15 protein-coding genes are annotated in these 14,406 nt (G+C 71.3%); 7 read left to right on the forward strand and 8 right to left on the reverse strand.

Translation table 11 applies throughout. The annotated features are described in order from the left end of the window. The first annotated feature begins 149 nt into the window (after positions 1-149). Complete coding sequence (pknB, locus tag ACFY01_RS09265; protein ID WP_390735054.1) at positions 150-2,081, forward strand: Stk1 family PASTA domain-containing Ser/Thr kinase; 1,932 nt, start codon at positions 150-152, stop codon at positions 2,079-2,081. 109 nt (positions 2,082-2,190) lie between these two features. Further along, entirely contained in the window at positions 2,191-3,033 is an 843-nt protein-coding gene (locus ACFY01_RS09270) for a deoxyribonuclease IV (protein ID WP_390735278.1), read from the forward strand. 15 nt (positions 3,034-3,048) lie between these two features. Here the strand turns inward: ACFY01_RS09270 and ACFY01_RS09275 are convergent, their stop codons facing one another. Beyond that, the gene (locus tag ACFY01_RS09275) at positions 3,049-3,690 is read right to left on the reverse strand and encodes a sulfite oxidase-like oxidoreductase (RefSeq protein WP_390735055.1); all 642 of its coding nucleotides are present in this window, start codon (positions 3,688-3,690) and stop codon (positions 3,049-3,051) included. Between the two features lie 175 nt (positions 3,691-3,865). Between ACFY01_RS09275 and bfr the strand changes: the two genes are divergently transcribed. Continuing rightward, positions 3,866-4,345, forward strand: a complete 480-nt coding sequence (gene bfr / locus ACFY01_RS09280; protein WP_390735056.1) for a bacterioferritin — start codon at positions 3,866-3,868, stop codon at positions 4,343-4,345. Here the strand turns inward: bfr and ACFY01_RS09285 are convergent. Together ACFY01_RS09285 and ACFY01_RS09290 are read right to left on the reverse strand one after the other, a co-directional pair. Further along, on the reverse strand, positions 4,342-4,566 hold the full coding sequence (locus tag ACFY01_RS09285) for a bacterioferritin-associated ferredoxin (RefSeq protein WP_390735057.1): 225 nt from the start codon (positions 4,564-4,566) through the stop codon (positions 4,342-4,344). The genes bfr and ACFY01_RS09285 overlap by 4 nt on opposite strands. Before the next feature lie 139 nt (positions 4,567-4,705). After that, positions 4,706-6,058: a class II 3-deoxy-7-phosphoheptulonate synthase gene (locus ACFY01_RS09290; RefSeq protein ID WP_390735058.1), complete on the reverse strand. Its 1,353-nt coding sequence runs from the start codon at positions 6,056-6,058 to the stop codon at positions 4,706-4,708. A 105-nt stretch (positions 6,059-6,163) separates the two neighbouring features. On the opposite strand from ACFY01_RS09290, the gene ACFY01_RS09295 reads away from it, so the two are divergent. Both ACFY01_RS09295 and ACFY01_RS09300 read left to right on the forward strand, forming a co-directional pair. Continuing rightward, entirely contained in the window at positions 6,164-6,220 is a 57-nt protein-coding gene (locus tag ACFY01_RS09295) for a trp operon leader peptide (protein ID WP_078912442.1), read from the forward strand. Positions 6,221-6,309: 89 nt separating this feature from the next. Then, on the forward strand, positions 6,310-8,172 hold the full coding sequence (locus ACFY01_RS09300) for an anthranilate synthase family protein (protein WP_390735059.1): 1,863 nt from the start codon (positions 6,310-6,312) through the stop codon (positions 8,170-8,172). 48 nt (positions 8,173-8,220) lie between these two features. On the opposite strand, the gene ACFY01_RS09305 is transcribed toward ACFY01_RS09300, so the two are convergent. From ACFY01_RS09305 to ACFY01_RS09320, 4 genes are all read right to left on the reverse strand, one after another. Then, positions 8,221-9,249, reverse strand: coding sequence for a 6-phosphofructokinase (locus ACFY01_RS09305; protein ID WP_390735060.1), 1,029 nt, complete (start codon positions 9,247-9,249; stop codon positions 8,221-8,223). A gap of 110 nt (positions 9,250-9,359) precedes the next feature. Beyond that, complete coding sequence (locus tag ACFY01_RS09310) at positions 9,360-10,037, reverse strand: response regulator (RefSeq protein ID WP_390735061.1); 678 nt, start codon at positions 10,035-10,037, stop codon at positions 9,360-9,362. Further along, the gene (gene macS, locus ACFY01_RS09315) at positions 10,034-11,278 is read right to left on the reverse strand and encodes a MacS family sensor histidine kinase (protein ID WP_390735062.1); all 1,245 of its coding nucleotides are present in this window, start codon (positions 11,276-11,278) and stop codon (positions 10,034-10,036) included. Before macS ends, ACFY01_RS09310 begins: the two co-directional genes overlap by 4 nt. A gap of 34 nt (positions 11,279-11,312) precedes the next feature. Further along, entirely contained in the window at positions 11,313-12,047 is a 735-nt protein-coding gene (locus tag ACFY01_RS09320; RefSeq protein WP_390735063.1) for a lysophospholipid acyltransferase family protein, read from the reverse strand. A gap of 163 nt (positions 12,048-12,210) precedes the next feature. Between ACFY01_RS09320 and ACFY01_RS09325 the strand changes: the two genes are divergently transcribed. Then, positions 12,211-12,990 (forward strand): alpha/beta hydrolase, encoded by a 780-nt coding sequence (locus ACFY01_RS09325; RefSeq protein WP_390735064.1) that lies wholly within the window; start codon positions 12,211-12,213, stop codon positions 12,988-12,990. After that, positions 12,983-13,573, forward strand: a complete 591-nt coding sequence (locus tag ACFY01_RS09330; RefSeq protein WP_390735065.1) for a hypothetical protein — start codon at positions 12,983-12,985, stop codon at positions 13,571-13,573. Before ACFY01_RS09325 ends, ACFY01_RS09330 begins: the two co-directional genes overlap by 8 nt. Before the next feature lie 84 nt (positions 13,574-13,657). Here ACFY01_RS09330 and ACFY01_RS09335 read toward each other — a convergent pair whose 3' ends face one another. After that, the gene (locus tag ACFY01_RS09335; RefSeq protein WP_390735066.1) at positions 13,658-14,404 is read right to left on the reverse strand and encodes an endonuclease/exonuclease/phosphatase family protein; all 747 of its coding nucleotides are present in this window, start codon (positions 14,402-14,404) and stop codon (positions 13,658-13,660) included. Between the last annotated feature and the right edge of the window lie 2 nt (positions 14,405-14,406).

Genomic DNA, 14,406 nt, shown 5'->3' on the forward strand with positions numbered 1-14,406 from the left:
TCTCCCGTGGGGCTTCATCGCCGTTGGCGGCTTTCCGGGCGTGGTCGGCTCTGCCCCTGGCGTGGGAAGCGTCACAGGTCGGCTGCAGTAGCGCTCCTATCCTGGCCGAAACCGTGGGGGTGTCGGTCCTGGCTCGTAGACTCGCCTGCGTGGATACGACCCTTCAGGACCCTCTCGTCGGGCAGGTGCTCGACGGCCGGTACCGCGTCGACGCGCGGATCGCGGCCGGCGGGATGGCCACGGTCTACCGGGCGCTGGACACCCGGCTGGACCGGGTCCTCGCGCTCAAGGTGATGCACCCGACGCTCGCGGCCGACGGATCGTTCGTGGAGCGGTTCATCCGGGAGGCGAAGTCGGTGGCCCGGCTCTCCCACCCCAATGTCGTACAGGTGTTCGACCAGGGGACCGATGGGGCATACGTCTATCTCGCCATGGAGTACATCGCCGGGTGCACCCTGCGGGACGTGCTCCGCGAGCGGGGCGCCCTTCAGCCGCGGGCCGCGCTGGACATCCTGGAGCCGGTGCTGGCCGCGCTCGGTGCCGCGCACCGGGCCGGGTTCGTGCACCGGGACATGAAGCCGGAGAACGTCCTGATAGGGGACGACGGACGGGTCAAGGTGGCCGACTTCGGGCTCGTGCGGTCCGTGGACACGGTGACCAGCACCACCGGCGCCGTGCTCGGGACGGTCTCGTACCTGGCGCCCGAGCAGATCGAACACGGGACGGCGGATCCGCGCGTCGACGTCTACGCCTGTGGTGTCGTGCTCTACGAGATGCTGACCGGCGGCAAGCCGCACTCCGGGGACACCCCCGCCCAGATCCTCTACAGGCACATCCACGAGGACGTGCCGCCGCCCTCGGCCGCCGTGCCGGGTCTGGCGTACGAACTGGACGAGCTGGTCGCCGCCGCCACCGCCCGCTCCCCCGAGCTCAGGCCGCAGGATGCCGTGGCCTTCCTCGCCCAGGCGCGGGAGGCACGCGCGCAGGTCGGTGAGGAGCGGCTGGACGTGGTGCCGCCGCAGGCGGTCTCCGGCCCGCACGACAACGCCGAGGACCGGACGAGCGTGATCCCGCGCGCGTTGACGGTGCCACGCCCGCTGCCGGTCAACGAGGCGGACGAGCCGGGGGCGGTCCTCAACCGGACCAGTGTGCTCCAGAGCCCGCCCGCCGACCCGCCCGTGCGCCGGCCGGGGCGGCCGAGGCGCGGGCTCATCACGGTCGTCGCGGCCGTGCTGCTGGTCTTCGGGGTCGGTGCGGGGGTCTGGTACATCAACTCCGGCCAGTTCACGAGGGTCCCTGCGCTGGTGACGAAGACACAGGCGCAGGCCGAGGAGCGGCTGGGGAAGGCCGGGCTCAAGGTCAAGCAGGTCAAGCACGCCTACAACGACACCGTGCGCAAGGGCACGGTGATCAGCAGCGACCCGGCGGCCGGCGCCCGCATCCGCACCAACGACTCGGTGACGCTGACGATCTCCGACGGCCCGAAGACCGTGAAGGTGCCGGACCTGTCGGGCCGCAAGCTCGCCGAGGCGCGAGCGCGGCTGAAGGCGCTGGGACTGGCGCCGGGCATGGTCACCCGGGAGTTCAGCGAGGACGTACCGAACGGTTCCGTGATTCGCACGGCCCCGGTCGCCGGCACCGTGCGGCACGCGGGCTCGGCGATCGCGCTGACCGTCAGCAAGGGCAGCCCGATCGACGTGCCGGACGTCACCGGCGACGACCTGGACAGCGCGAAGCAGGAGCTCCAGGGCGCCGGCCTGAAGGTGGAGGTGTCCACGCAGCAGGTCAACTCCGAGTACGACAAGGGCAAGGTCGCCCGGCAGACCCCGGCGGGCGACGGCCAGGCCGCCGAGGGCGACACGGTGACGCTGACCCTGTCCAAGGGCCCGGTGATGGTCGAGGTGCCGGACGTGGTGGGCGACAGTGTGGACGACGCCCACCAGCAGCTGGAGGACCGCGGTTTCAAGGTCGAGGAGGACCGTGGACTGCTCGGGCTGTTCGGCGACACCGTGAAGAAGCAGTCCGTGGACGGCGGCCAGACGGCACCCAAGGGGTCGACGATCACGATCACCATCCGGTGACGGGGGCCCGCCCGGACCATGACACCCTGAAGGGGTGACACCGCAGCACTCCGGCCCCGCCGCCCCCGGCCCCGACCCGGTCCCCGCCCCCGTCCCCGCCCGCAATCCCGTGGGCGGTCACGTGCCCGTGGCCGGCGGCCTGCATTCCGTCGGGCTGTCGTACGCCCGTGATCTGAAGGCCGAGACCGTGCAGGTCTTCGTGGCCAACCCGCGCGGCTGGGCCACGCCCGCCGGGAACCCCCGGCAGGACGAGGCGTTCCGCGAGGCCTGCGCGGAGGGGGCGATCCCGGCGTACGTCCACGCGCCGTACCTGATCAACTTCGGCTCGCACACCGAGGCGACCGTGGAGCGGTCGGTGGAGTCCCTGCGGCACTCGCTGCGCCGGGGGCGGGCGATCGGTGCGCTCGGCGTGGTGGTGCACACCGGGAGCGCGACCGGCGGCCGGGACCGGTCCGTGGCGCTGAAGCAGGTGCGGGAGCATCTGCTGCCGCTGCTGGACGAGCTCACCCACGACGACGATCCGTATCTGCTGCTGGAGTCCACGGCCGGACAGGGCGCCTCGCTCTGCTCCCGCACCTGGGACTTCGGGCCGTACTTCGAGGCGCTGGACGCCCACCCGAGACTGGGCGTGTGCCTGGACACCTGCCACGTCTTCGCCGCCGGGCACGACCTGGCGGGGCCGAGCGGCATGCACCGGACGCTGGACCTGCTGGTGGACACGGTCGGCGAGGGCCGGCTGAAGCTGATCCACGCCAACGACTCCAAGGACGTGGTGGGCGCCCACAAGGACCGCCACGAGAACATCGGCGCCGGCCACATCGGCGAGGACCCCTTCCGCGCCCTGATGACCCACCCGGCGACCGCGGGCGTCCCCCTGGTCATCGAGACACCCGGCGGCAAGGAGGGCCACGCGGCGGACGTGGAGCGCCTGAAGAAGCTCAGGGACGGCTGACGGCGGGGGCGCCGGTCAGAGTTCGGGCCCGTCCCCCGGGCCCTCCTGGTAGGAGTACCGCTGCTCTTTCCAGGGGTCGCCGATGTTGTGGTAGCCGCGCTCCTCCCAGAAGCCGCGGCGGTCGGTGGTCATGTACTCGATGCCGCGGACCCACTTGGGGCCCTTCCAGGCGTACAGGTGGGGGACGACGAGGCGGAGCGGGAAGCCGTGCTCGGCGGTGAGGAGTTCGCCGTCCTTGTGGGTGGCGAAGAGCGTGCGCTCGGAGGCGAAGTCCGACAGGCGGAGGTTGGAGCTGAACCCGTACTCCGCCCAGACCATCACATGGGTGACGTCGGGCGCGGGCGGGGCGATCTCCAGGATCGTCCGGGCCGGAATCCCACCCCATTCGGCGCCGAGCATGCTGAACTTGGTGACGCAGTGCAGGTCGGCCACGACGGTGGTGTACGGCAGCGCCGTGAACTCCTCGTGGGCCCAGCAGTGCTTCTCGCTGTCGGCGGTGGCGCCGAAGACCCGGAACTCCCAGCGCTCAGGCCGGAACTTGGGCACGGGCCCGTAGTGCGTGACCGGCCAGCCGCGCTGAAGTCGCTGCCCCGGCGGAAGCTCGGACCGTACGGCCTCTCCCGATTCTCCAGACTCGCGCTCCACCGGCTGACCCATGCCTCCATCCTGACAGACCCCGGGCAGTGCACATGACCAGGGAGGTACCGAAACGGGCAATCGGTACCAAGCATCCATTTCCTTACTAAGTGCGCACTTACTGGACGATCATCAACACCGATGCAATCATGCCGCCGCAACCTCCCTTGTTCCCCAGGTGGAAGGAGCCGCTGCGATGCAGGGCGATCCCGAGGTCATCGAGTTCCTCAACGAGCAGCTCACCGGCGAGCTCACCGCGATCAACCAGTACTTCCTGCACGCGAAGATGCAGGAGAACTTCGGCTGGACGAAGCTCGCGAAGTACACGCGGCACGAGTCGTTCGACGAGATGAAGCACGCCGAGGTGCTCACCGACCGGATCCTGTTCCTGGAGGGGCTGCCGAACTACCAGCGCCTGTTCCATGTGCGCGTGGGCCAGACGGTCAGGGAGATGTTCGAGGCGGACAAGCAGGTCGAGGTGGAGGCGATCGACCGGCTCAAGCGCGGGATCAAGGTGATGCGCGAGAAGGGCGACATCACGTCCGCGAACATCTTCGAGGACATCCTCGCCGACGAGGAGCACCACATCGACTACCTCGACACCCAGCTGGACCTGCTGGAGAAGCTCGGCGAGGCGCTCTACATCGCCCAGCTGATCGAACAGCCGGAGAGTTAGGCGGCGTCCGGGAGGTCGGCCAGTACCGGCCGGCCCTCGTCGGCCGCCTCCCGGCGGGGGCAGGCGCCGCGGCCGAGGATGGCCTGGATCCGGCGGACGCACGAGCCGCAGTCCGTGCCGGCCTTGCAGGCCGACGCTATCTGGCGGGGCGTGCAGGCACCGGCCTCCGCGTGCTGCTGGACCTGGGCCTCCGTGATGCCGAAGCAGCTACAGACGTACACGCGGACTCACCTCCCGACGGGATCACTGTCTTACTGCCATCCCGTTTTCTTCGGTGAGGCAAACCTAACCTTACCCGTCGCGTGAAGCCCGCAAAAGTGGGAGGGGCGCGGATCGAGTGTGATCCGCGCCCCAGGTCACTCACTGGTCCCGGTACATCTCCGCCACGAGGAACGCCAGGTCCAGGGACTGGCTGCGGTTCAGGCGCGGGTCGCAGGCCGTCTCGTAGCGCTGGTGCAGATCGTCGACGAAGATCTCGTCACCACCGCCCACGCACTCGGTGACATCGTCACCGGTGAGCTCGACATGGATGCCGCCCGGGTGGGTGCCGAGGCCCTTGTGCACCTCGAAGAAGCCCTTGACCTCGTCGAGCACGTCGTCGAAGCGGCGGGTCTTGTGCCCGGAGGCCGCCTCGAAGGTGTTGCCGTGCATCGGGTCGGTCACCCAGGCCACCGTCGCGCCCGACGCCGTGACCTTCTCCACCAGCTGCGGCAGCCGGTCGCGGATCTTGTCGGCGCCCATGCGGACGATGAAGGTGAGGCGGCCCGGCTCGCGGTCCGGGTCGAGGCGCTCGATGTACTGGAGCGCCTCCTCGGCCGTCGTGGTCGGGCCGAGCTTGATGCCGATCGGGTTGCGGATCTTCGAGGCGAACTCGATGTGCGCGCCGTCCAGCTGCCGGGTGCGCTCACCGATCCACACCATGTGCCCGGAGACGTCGTACAGCTGACCGGTGCGGGAGTCGACCCGGGTGAGGGCCGACTCGTAGTCCAGCAGCAGCGCCTCGTGCGAGGAGAAGAACTCGACGGTCTTGAACTCCTCCGGGTCGGTGCCGCAGGCCCGCATGAAGTTCAGCGCGTTGTCGATCTCGCGGGCCAGCTGCTCATAGCGCTGGCCGGAGGGGGACGACTTCACGAAGTCCTGGTTCCAGGCGTGCACCTGGCGCAGGTCGGCGTAGCCGCCGGTGGTGAAGGCGCGCACCAGGTTCAGGGTGGAGGCGGACGCGTGGTACATCCGCTTCAGCCGCTCCGGGTCGGGGATCCGCGCGGCCTCGGTGAAGTCGAAGCCGTTGACGGAGTCGCCCCGGTAGGTCGGGAGCGTCACACCGTCGCGGGTCTCGGTCGGCTTGGAGCGCGGCTTGGAGTACTGGCCGGCGATACGGCCGACCTTCACCACGGGCACGGACGCGGCGTACGTCAGCACGGCGCCCATCTGGAGCAGCGTCTTGAGCTTGTTGCGGATGTGGTCGGCGGACACCGCGTCGAAGGCCTCGGCGCAGTCGCCGCCCTGGAGGAGGAACGCCTCTCCCTTGGCGACGGCCGCCATCCGGGCGCGCAGCTGGTCGCACTCGCCCGCGAAGACGAGCGGCGGATACGACTCGAGGTCCGCGATCACTGCGCGCAGAGCCTCGGTGTCGGGGTACTCGGGCTGCTGCGCCGCGGGCAGGTCTCGCCAGGTGTTGCCAGCGCTCGCGCTGGTCTTAGCGTTCACGGTCACCCCGTAAACACTACGGGGTCGCGGCTAGGGATTTCCCCGCAGCTCGACCAGTGAGACGGAGTGATCACCGTACGGACCGGCGGCCGGTGCGGTAGGGTTCCCCGCATGTTCGCGCTTTCGACCCAGAACTGGTGGTGGACCGCTCATCCGGCGGCCCACTGACTGCGCGTACGCAAGACTTCGCGAAGGCCGCCCGAGGGCGGCCTTCGGTGTTTCCCGGGGTCGTCCCTCTCTGTCGAGAAGGATGACCCATGAATCTCCAGGACCTCTTGTCCGAGTCCCGCCCCTTCGCCCTGCTACGCCGTCGTACGCCGGGCCGCGAGGAGCACGTGGTGGAGGTGCTGCTCGGTCCCGTCACCTCGCGGGAGCGCCTCGCCGACCTGCCCGACGAGGGCCTCGCGCTCGTGCCGTTCCGGCAGATCCGGGAGCGCGGCTTCGACGTCCGCGACGACGGCACGCCCCTGCTGGTGCTGACGCCCGAGGAGTCGTACGAGATTCCGCTGGACGAGGCACTGGCGTCACTGCCGGATCACGAGGTGCGGGTCGAGGGCGGCCGGTTCGACGTCGGCGACGAGGAGTACGGCGAGATCGTCGGGCGCGTGCTGCACGAGGAGATCGGGCGGGGGGAGGGCGCCAACTTCGTGATCCGGCGGACGTACGAGGGGCAGATCCCCGGGTTCTCCAGAGGCGACGCCCTCGCGCTGTTCCGGCGGCTGCTGGAGGGCGAGCGGGGCGCGTACTGGACCTTCGTCGTGTACACCGGGGAGCGCACCCTGGTCGGGGCCAGCCCGGAGGTGCACGTGCGGATGTCCGGCGGCACCGTCGTCATGAACCCGATCAGCGGGACGTACCGCTATCCGGCCCAGGGGCCCACGGCCGAGCACCTGCTCGACTTCCTCGCCGACGGCAAGGAGATCGAGGAGCTGTCGATGGTGGTCGACGAGGAGCTCAAGATGATGTGCACCGTCGGCGACATGGGCGGGGTCGTGGTCGGCCCCCGGCTGAGGGAGATGGCGCACCTCGCGCACACCGAGTACGAGCTGCGCGGGAAGTCCTCCCTGGACGTACGGGAGGTGCTGAGGGAGACGATGTTCGCGGCGACCGTCACCGGGTCGCCGGTGCAGAACGCGTGCCGGGTGATCGGGCGCCACGAGGTCGGGGGGCGCGGCTACTACGCCGGTGCGCTGGCCCTGCTCGGCCGGGACTCCGGCGGGGCCCAGACCCTGGACTCCCCGATCCTGATCCGCACCGCGGACATCTCGGGCGAGGGGCGGCTGCGCGTCCCGGTCGGCGCCACGCTCGTCCGCGGCTCGGACCCGGCGGGCGAGGTCGCCGAGACGCACGCGAAGGCGGCCGGCGTCCTCTCGGCCCTCGGGGTACGGCCCTCGCGGCCGCGCGCGGAGCGGGGGCGGCCCCGGCTGGCCGACGATCCCCGGGTGCAGGCCGCGCTGGAGGGGCGCCGCTCGTCGCTGGCGCCGTTCTGGCTGCGGATGCAGGAGCGGTCCGCCGCCCTGGACGGTCACGCCCTGGTCGTCGACGGCGAGGACACCTTCACGGCGATGCTGGCGCACGTGCTCCGCTCCGGCGGGCTGGAGGTGACCGTCCGGCGGTACGACGAGCTGGGGCTGCAGGAGGCGGTACTCGCACACGAGGGGCCGGTCGTGCTCGGGCCGGGCCCGGGTGACCCCTCGGACCTGACCGACCCGAAGATGCGCCTCCTGCGCACGCTCGCCGCCGAGGTGATCCGGGAGCACCGGCACGGTGTGCTCGGGGTGTGCCTGGGCCACGAGCTGATCACGGCCGAGCTGGGCCTGGACCTCGTACGCAAGCGGGTGCCGTACCAGGGGGCGCAGACGACGATCGACCTCTTCGGACGGCCGGAGACGGTCGGCTTCTACAACAGCTTCGTCGCCCACTGCGACGAGGAGACCGCCCGGGAGCTGGCCGCGCACGGGGTCGAGGTGAGCCGGGCGGAGAACGGCGAGGTGCACGCCGTACGCGGTCCCGGGTTCGCCGGGGTGCAGTTCCACCCGGAGTCGGTGCTGACCCTGAACGGGGCGGCGGTCGTGCGGGAGCTGATGGCCCGGCTCCGCACGGCGGGCAGCACGAGCTGAGCGGGCGGGCCCGGGGACCTCACGGCTCCCCGGGCCCGGACCGGACGGTCAGCCGAAGAAGACGCCGACCTCCGCGTACAGCGCGGGGTCCACCGTCTTCAGCTTCGCCGTGGCCTCGGAGATCGGGACACGGACGATGTCGGTGCCGCGCAGGGCGACCATCTTGCCGAAGTCGCCGTCGCGGACGCAGTCGATGGCGTGCAGGCCGAAGCGGGTGGCGAGCCAGCGGTCGAAGGCGCTGGGGGTGCCGCCGCGCTGGATGTGCCCCAGCACGGTGGTGCGGGCCTCCTTGCCGGTGCGCCTCTCGATCTCCTTGGCCAGCCACTCGCCGACCCCGGACAGCCGGACGTGGCCGAAGGAGTCGAGCGACCCGTCCTTGAGGACCACGTCGCCGTCCTTCGGCATGGCGCCCTCCGCGATCACGACGATCGGGGCGTAGGAGGCCTTGAAGCGGGAGGTGATCCAGGCGCAGACCTGGTCGAGGTCGAAGCGCTGCTCGGGGATGAGGATGACGTTGGCGCCGCCCGCGAGCCCGGAGTGCAGGGCGATCCAGCCGGCGTGACGGCCCATCACCTCGCAGACCAGGACGCGCATGTGGGACTCGGCGGTGGTGTGCAGCCGGTCGATGGCCTCGGTGGCGATGCCGACCGCGGTGTCGAAGCCGAAGGTGTAGTCGGTGGCGGACAGGTCGTTGTCGATGGTCTTGGGCACGCCCACGCACGGCACGCCGTACTCCTCCGACAGCCGCGCGGCCACCCCGAGGGTGTCCTCGCCGCCGATCGTGATCAGCGCCTCGACCTCCTGCTTGGCGAGGTTGTCCTTGATCCGGCGGACGCCGTCCTCCTGCTTGAGGGGGTTGGTCCGCGAGGAGCCGAGGATCGTGCCGCCGCGGGGCAGGATGCCCCGCACGGTGGGGATGTCGAGGCGGACGGTGTCGCCCTCCAGGGGCCCTCGCCAGCCGTCCCGGAAGCCGACGAAGTCGTAGCCGTACTCCTGTACGCCCTTGCGCACGATGCCCCGGATGACGGCGTTGAGCCCGGGGCAGTCGCCGCCTCCGGTCAGTACTCCGACCCGCATGGAAATGTCCCTTCGCAGCGGTTGCCTGACGGAGAGTCACGGTAGCCGTGACTCAGGTCACACAGCGAGAGGCGGGAAGGGCAATTCCGGTGAACTGTCGGGCGTTCGCTTTACTCGTCGTCAAGCCCGCGCTCTATCGCGTACCGCACGAGCTCGACCCGGTTGTGCAACTGGAGCTTGCCCAGGGTGTTCTGGACGTGGTTCTGCACCGTGCGGTGCGAGATGACCAGGCGTTCGGCGATCTGCTTGTAGCTCAGGCCCTTGGCGACCAGCCGCAGCACCTCGGTCTCACGGTCGGTGAGCCGGGGCGCCTTCGGTTCGTCGGTGTCCGGGGCGGGCGCGGGCTCGGAGGCGAGCCGACGGTACTCGCCGAGGACGAGACCGGCGAGGCCGGGCGTGAAGACCGGGTCGCCGACCGCCGTACGGCGCACCGCGTCCAGCAGTTCCTCCGTGGACGCCGACTTCAGCAGATAGCCGGTGGCACCGGACTTCACCGCCTCCAGGACGTCGGCGTGCTCGCCGCTCGCCGACAGCACCAGCACGCGCAGCGCCGGGTTGGCGGCCACCAGTTCCTTGCAGACCTGTACGCCCGGCTTCGCGGGCAGGTTGAGGTCCAGGACGAGGACGTCGGGGGCGGCGGCCTTGGCGCGGCGCACCGCCTGTTCGCCGTCCCCGGCGGTGGCGACCACCTCGAAACCGGACTCGGCCAGGTCCCGGGCGACCGCGTCGCGCCACATCGGGTGGTCGTCGACCACCATGACCCTGATCGGGTCCCGCTGCTCCGTCATCGTTTGTCCGCCTTCCCCCGGGAGGCCCGCCGGTCCTCGTGGTCCTTCGGTACCTTCAGTTCGACTTCCGTGCCCTGCCCCGGAGTCGACAGCAGCTCCGCGCTGCCGCCGAGGTCGCGCAGCCGCCCCCGGATGGACAGGGCCACCCCGAGCCGCCCCTCGCCCTCGGCCTGGACGAGCCGCCCCTGAGGGATGCCGGGACCGTCGTCCCGTACGGTCACCACGACCTCGTCCGGCTCGTCCTCGACCAGGATCCAGGCCCGCGCGTCCTCGCCCGCGTGCCGCCGGACGTTGTCCAGGGCGGCGCCGACGGCCGCGGCCAGCTCCCGTGCCGCGCCGGCCGGCAGGAACACCGGGGCACCGGGTTCGGCGAGGCTGACCCGGGCGCAGGCGTACGGCGCGAGCAGCGAGCGCAGGTCGACCGGGCCGCCGGGGCCGGCGGTGTCGTCCGGCTCGTCCACCGCCCGTACGACCGCCCCCTCGGCCGGGTCCTCGGAGACGCGCGGGACGGGCACCAGACCGCCGGAGACCAGCGTGCGCAGCGCCACCTCCTGCTCCCCCGCCATGCGGCCCAGCTCGGCCGCCTCGCCGCCGATGACCGCGCCGCGCCGCTGCACCATGGCCAGCACCTGGAGCACGCTGTCGTGGATGTCCCGGGCCAGCCGCTCCCGCTCCCGGGTGGCGGCCTCGATCTCCAGGGCGCGGGCGAGGGTGCGCTCGGAGGCGCGGGCCACCTCGACGACGTAGCCGATGGCGATGGAGGCGACCCACACCAGGATCACGTTGTGCACGGTGTCGCGGGCGGGGCGGCCGCGCTCGATCAGGTTGGCGACGGCGACCAGCGTGGAGGCCAGGGCCGCCCAGCGCCAGCCGCCCTTGATCGCGAAGGCCAGCACCGATCCGGCGGTCCATATCGACGGCAGCGTCGGCCCGCCCTCGACGATCCGGTGGTGGGCGTCGGCGAGCGGGGTGAGCAGGATGCCGGTGAGCGCGATCGTCAGGTCGGCGGCGAGGAAGCGCTTGGTGCAGCTCGCCGCGTTCGCCGCCCGGGGCAGGGTGGCCAGGGTCCACCCGACCAGGACGACGTAGTAGGCGATCGCGATCCAGGGACGGACGAACTGGTCGTACGCGGTGGCGCACAGTCCGATCGCGTACAGCATCGTCAGCACCCGGTAGCCGGTGAGCGCACGCCACAGCGGCAGCTCGACCGACATCCGCATGACCTTCTCGCGCCTCGGCACGTCCCCCCACCCCCCTGCCCCGGCCGCCGGGCCCCTAGGACTCGGCCTTCTTCTTCTCGGCCTTCTCCGCCTCCTTGGACGCCTTCGCGGCCTCCGCGATCCGGCGCTTGGCGGCGGTGGCGTACATGTCGACGTACTCCTGGCCGGAGAGCTTCATGATCTCGTACATGACCTCGTCGGTCACCGCCCGCAGCACGAAGCGGTCGTGCTCCATGCCCTGGTAGCGGCTGAAGTCCAGGGGCTTGCCGATGCGGATGCCGGGCCGCATCAGCTTGGGGACGACCTTCCCGGGCGGCTGGATCTTCTCCGTGTCGATCATCGCGACGGGGATGACCGGCGCGCCGGTGGCGAGGGCCACGCGGGCGAGACCGCCGGGTTTGCCCCGGTACAGGCGGCCGTCGGGCGAGCGGGTGCCCTCGGGGTAGATGCCGAAGAGCTCACCGCGCTCCAGGACCTCTATCCCGCTCCTGATCGCCGCCTCGCCCGCGCCGCGCGCGCCGGAGCGGTCCACCGGGAGCTGGCCGACGCCCTTGAAGAAGGCCGCGGTGAGCCGGCCCTTCACGCCGGGCGTGGTGAAGTACTCCGCCTTCGCGATGAAGGTGACCTTGCGGTCGAGGACCGCGGGCAGGAAGAACGAGTCCGAGAACGACAGGTGGTTGCTCGCCAGAATGGCGGCACCCTCGGCCGGAACGTTCTCCAGGCCTTCCACCCAGGGTCTGAAGGCGACCTTCAGCGGTCCCCCGATGGCGACCTTCATCGTGCCGTACAACAACCGAGTGCCTCCTGTTTCCGTCGATCAGACCTTAACCCGCTCCGCCGTCAAAGGCGCCGACGGCCCTGGTCGGTGTCAGTGCGGTCGCGTACGGTGAAGCAGCACCTGGAGTCGTTCACACTCTTCTCATGAAGGCCCTTCTCACGAACAGGAGACCGACGTGCCGGTTCTCCCCGGAGCCGAGCCGTACCGCCACGAGGGCGGTCCGGTGGGTGTCCTGCTCTGCCACGGGTTCACCGGCTCGCCGCAGTCGCTGCGTCCGTGGGCTGAGCAGCACGCGGCGCACGGCCTGACCGTCTCGCTGCCGCTGCTGCCCGGGCACGGCACGAGCTGGGAGGACATGCAGGTCACCCGCTGGCAGGACTGGTACGCGGAGGTGGACCGCGAACTGCGGCTGCTGCGCGAGCGGTGCGAGCGGGTGTTCGTGGCGGGCCTGTCGATGGGCGGGGCGCTCGCGCTGCGGCTCGCCGTCAAGCACGGGGACACGGTGCAGGGCGTCGTGGTCGTCAATCCGGCGAACAAGGTGCACGGCCTGTCCGCGTACGCGCTTCCGGCGGCCCGGCATTTCGTCCGTACCACGAAGGGCATCGCGAGCGACATCGCGAAGGAGGGCGCGGCGGAGGTGGGGTACGACCGGGTGCCGCTGCACGCCGCCCACTCCGTGCGGAACTTCTTCCGGCTGCTGGACGGCGAGCTGCCGCAGGTCACCCAGCCGCTGCTGCTCCTGCGCAGCGCGCACGACCATGTGGTGCCGGCGGTCGATTCGGCCCGCATCCTGAGCCGGGTGTCGTCGACGGACGTAACCGAGGTCGTGCTGGAACAGAGTTACCACGTGGCGACGTTGGACCACGATGCGGACCGGATCTTCGAGGAGAGCCTCGCCTTCATCGGCCGGCTCGCACCCAGTGTCGGCAAGGAAGGGACGGCCGCAGTTGGCTGAGCACGACTCCGACCGCGAGGACCGCGAGCCGGACGAGAAGGGCGTGCCCCTCGACGAGGAGGCGGCCTGGGCGGCGATCGTCGCCGGATACGGCGCGGAGCCGCCGGACCCGCCGGGCGCCAAGCCGTTCAGGGCGGTGGAGGATCTCGCGCTGCCCGAGAAGGACCTCGACAACGACATCGAGACGAAGCTCAGGAGGAACACGGACGACGGCGAGGAGCAGCGGCGGCCGCCCGCCGGGCCGCTGGGCAGCTCCGTGTCCTTCGCGCCCGGTGTGGGCCCGCGCGACTACACGGCGCCCGAGGCGTCCGATGACGACTTCGACGAGGACGACGAGGGCCACTTCGTGCCGCCCGAGCCGCCGCCGCTGCCCGCCGCCGACACGACTGCGAAGTTCGCCTGGCTGGGTGTGATCGGCGGACCGGTCCTGCTCCTGCTGGCCGTGCTGTTCGGCTGGGAGATGACCTGGTGGCTGGCGACCGCCGGTATCGGCGGCTTCCTCGGCGGCTTCACCGCGCTGGTGGCGCGGATGCGGACGGACGACGAGGGCGACGACGACCCGGGACGGGGCGCCGTCGTCTGAGCTTCGCTCTACGCGGCCGGGACTCTGAGGGCGGCCACGGACCGGAAGACGGTCCGTGGCCGCCCTCGACGCGGAACCTCCCGCTCAGGCTGCGGGCACCCGCAGCGCTGCCAGCACGGGCAGGTGGTCCGTCGCCCTCGCGAGATCGGCCTCGGTCACTCCCGGATGGCCCAGCGGTACCCCGCAGCCCAGTACCTCGATGCCCTTCGTGGCGAAGATCGCGTCGATGCGGCGGTGGGGCTCGTCGCGGGTCCAGGTGTGCTCGCCGCCCCAGGGGGCGGTGGCCCGGCAGTCGTGCAGCGTGTCGGCGAGCCGCCGGAAGGTCGGGCCCTCGGGGCGCTCGTTGAGATCGCCGCCCGCCACCGCGTGCTCCACGCCCATTCCGGCCAGGCGGTCGAGGAGCATGCCGCCCTGCTCGTACCGCTCCTCCTCGTGGAGGCTGAGGTGACAGCTGAGGACGCCGAGGCGGGCGCCGCCGAACCGGATCACCGCCGTGGCGAAGCCGCGGCGGTGCTGCCCGGGGGTGAGCGGGAGCAGGACGTCCTCGGTGCGTTCGACGGTGGCCCGGAGCGAGCAGAGGACCGCCGGTCCCGCGGCCGTCGCGCCGCCCGAGAGGATCACCTGGCCGGAGGCGGCCGCCAGGCGGGCCAGCTTCTTGCGCCAGCGGAAGAAGCGGGGGGCTTCCTGGACGAGGACGAGGTCGGGGGCGCAGGCGGTGATGACGCGGGCGAGGGCGTCGGTGTCGTCGCGCATGGAGCGGATGTTGTAGCTGAGGACGCGGATGATGGCTGCACCGTCGGGCTCGGTGAGGGAGTTCGGCAGCGGCTCCATGG

The organism is Streptomyces sp. NPDC001480 (genome assembly GCF_042894725.1).
In the GTDB taxonomy this organism is placed as follows: Bacteria; Actinomycetota; Actinomycetes; order Streptomycetales; family Streptomycetaceae; genus Streptomyces.

Coding starts and splice junctions, on each gene's coding strand:
- bfr (WP_390735056.1), top strand. CDS start 3,866: ATGCAGGGCGATCCCGAGGTCATCGAGTTCCTCAACGAGCAGCTCACC.
- ACFY01_RS09300 (WP_390735059.1), top strand. CDS start 6,310: ATGAATCTCCAGGACCTCTTGTCCGAGTCCCGCCCCTTCGCCCTGCTA.
- ACFY01_RS09305 (WP_390735060.1), bottom strand. CDS start 9,249: ATGCGGGTCGGAGTACTGACCGGAGGCGGCGACTGCCCCGGGCTCAAC.
- ACFY01_RS09310 (WP_390735061.1), bottom strand. CDS start 10,037: ATGACGGAGCAGCGGGACCCGATCAGGGTCATGGTGGTCGACGACCAC.
- ACFY01_RS09275 (WP_390735055.1), bottom strand. CDS start 3,690: ATGGGTCAGCCGGTGGAGCGCGAGTCTGGAGAATCGGGAGAGGCCGTA.
- ACFY01_RS09335 (WP_390735066.1), bottom strand. CDS start 14,404: ATGGAGCCGCTGCCGAACTCCCTCACCGAGCCCGACGGTGCAGCCATC.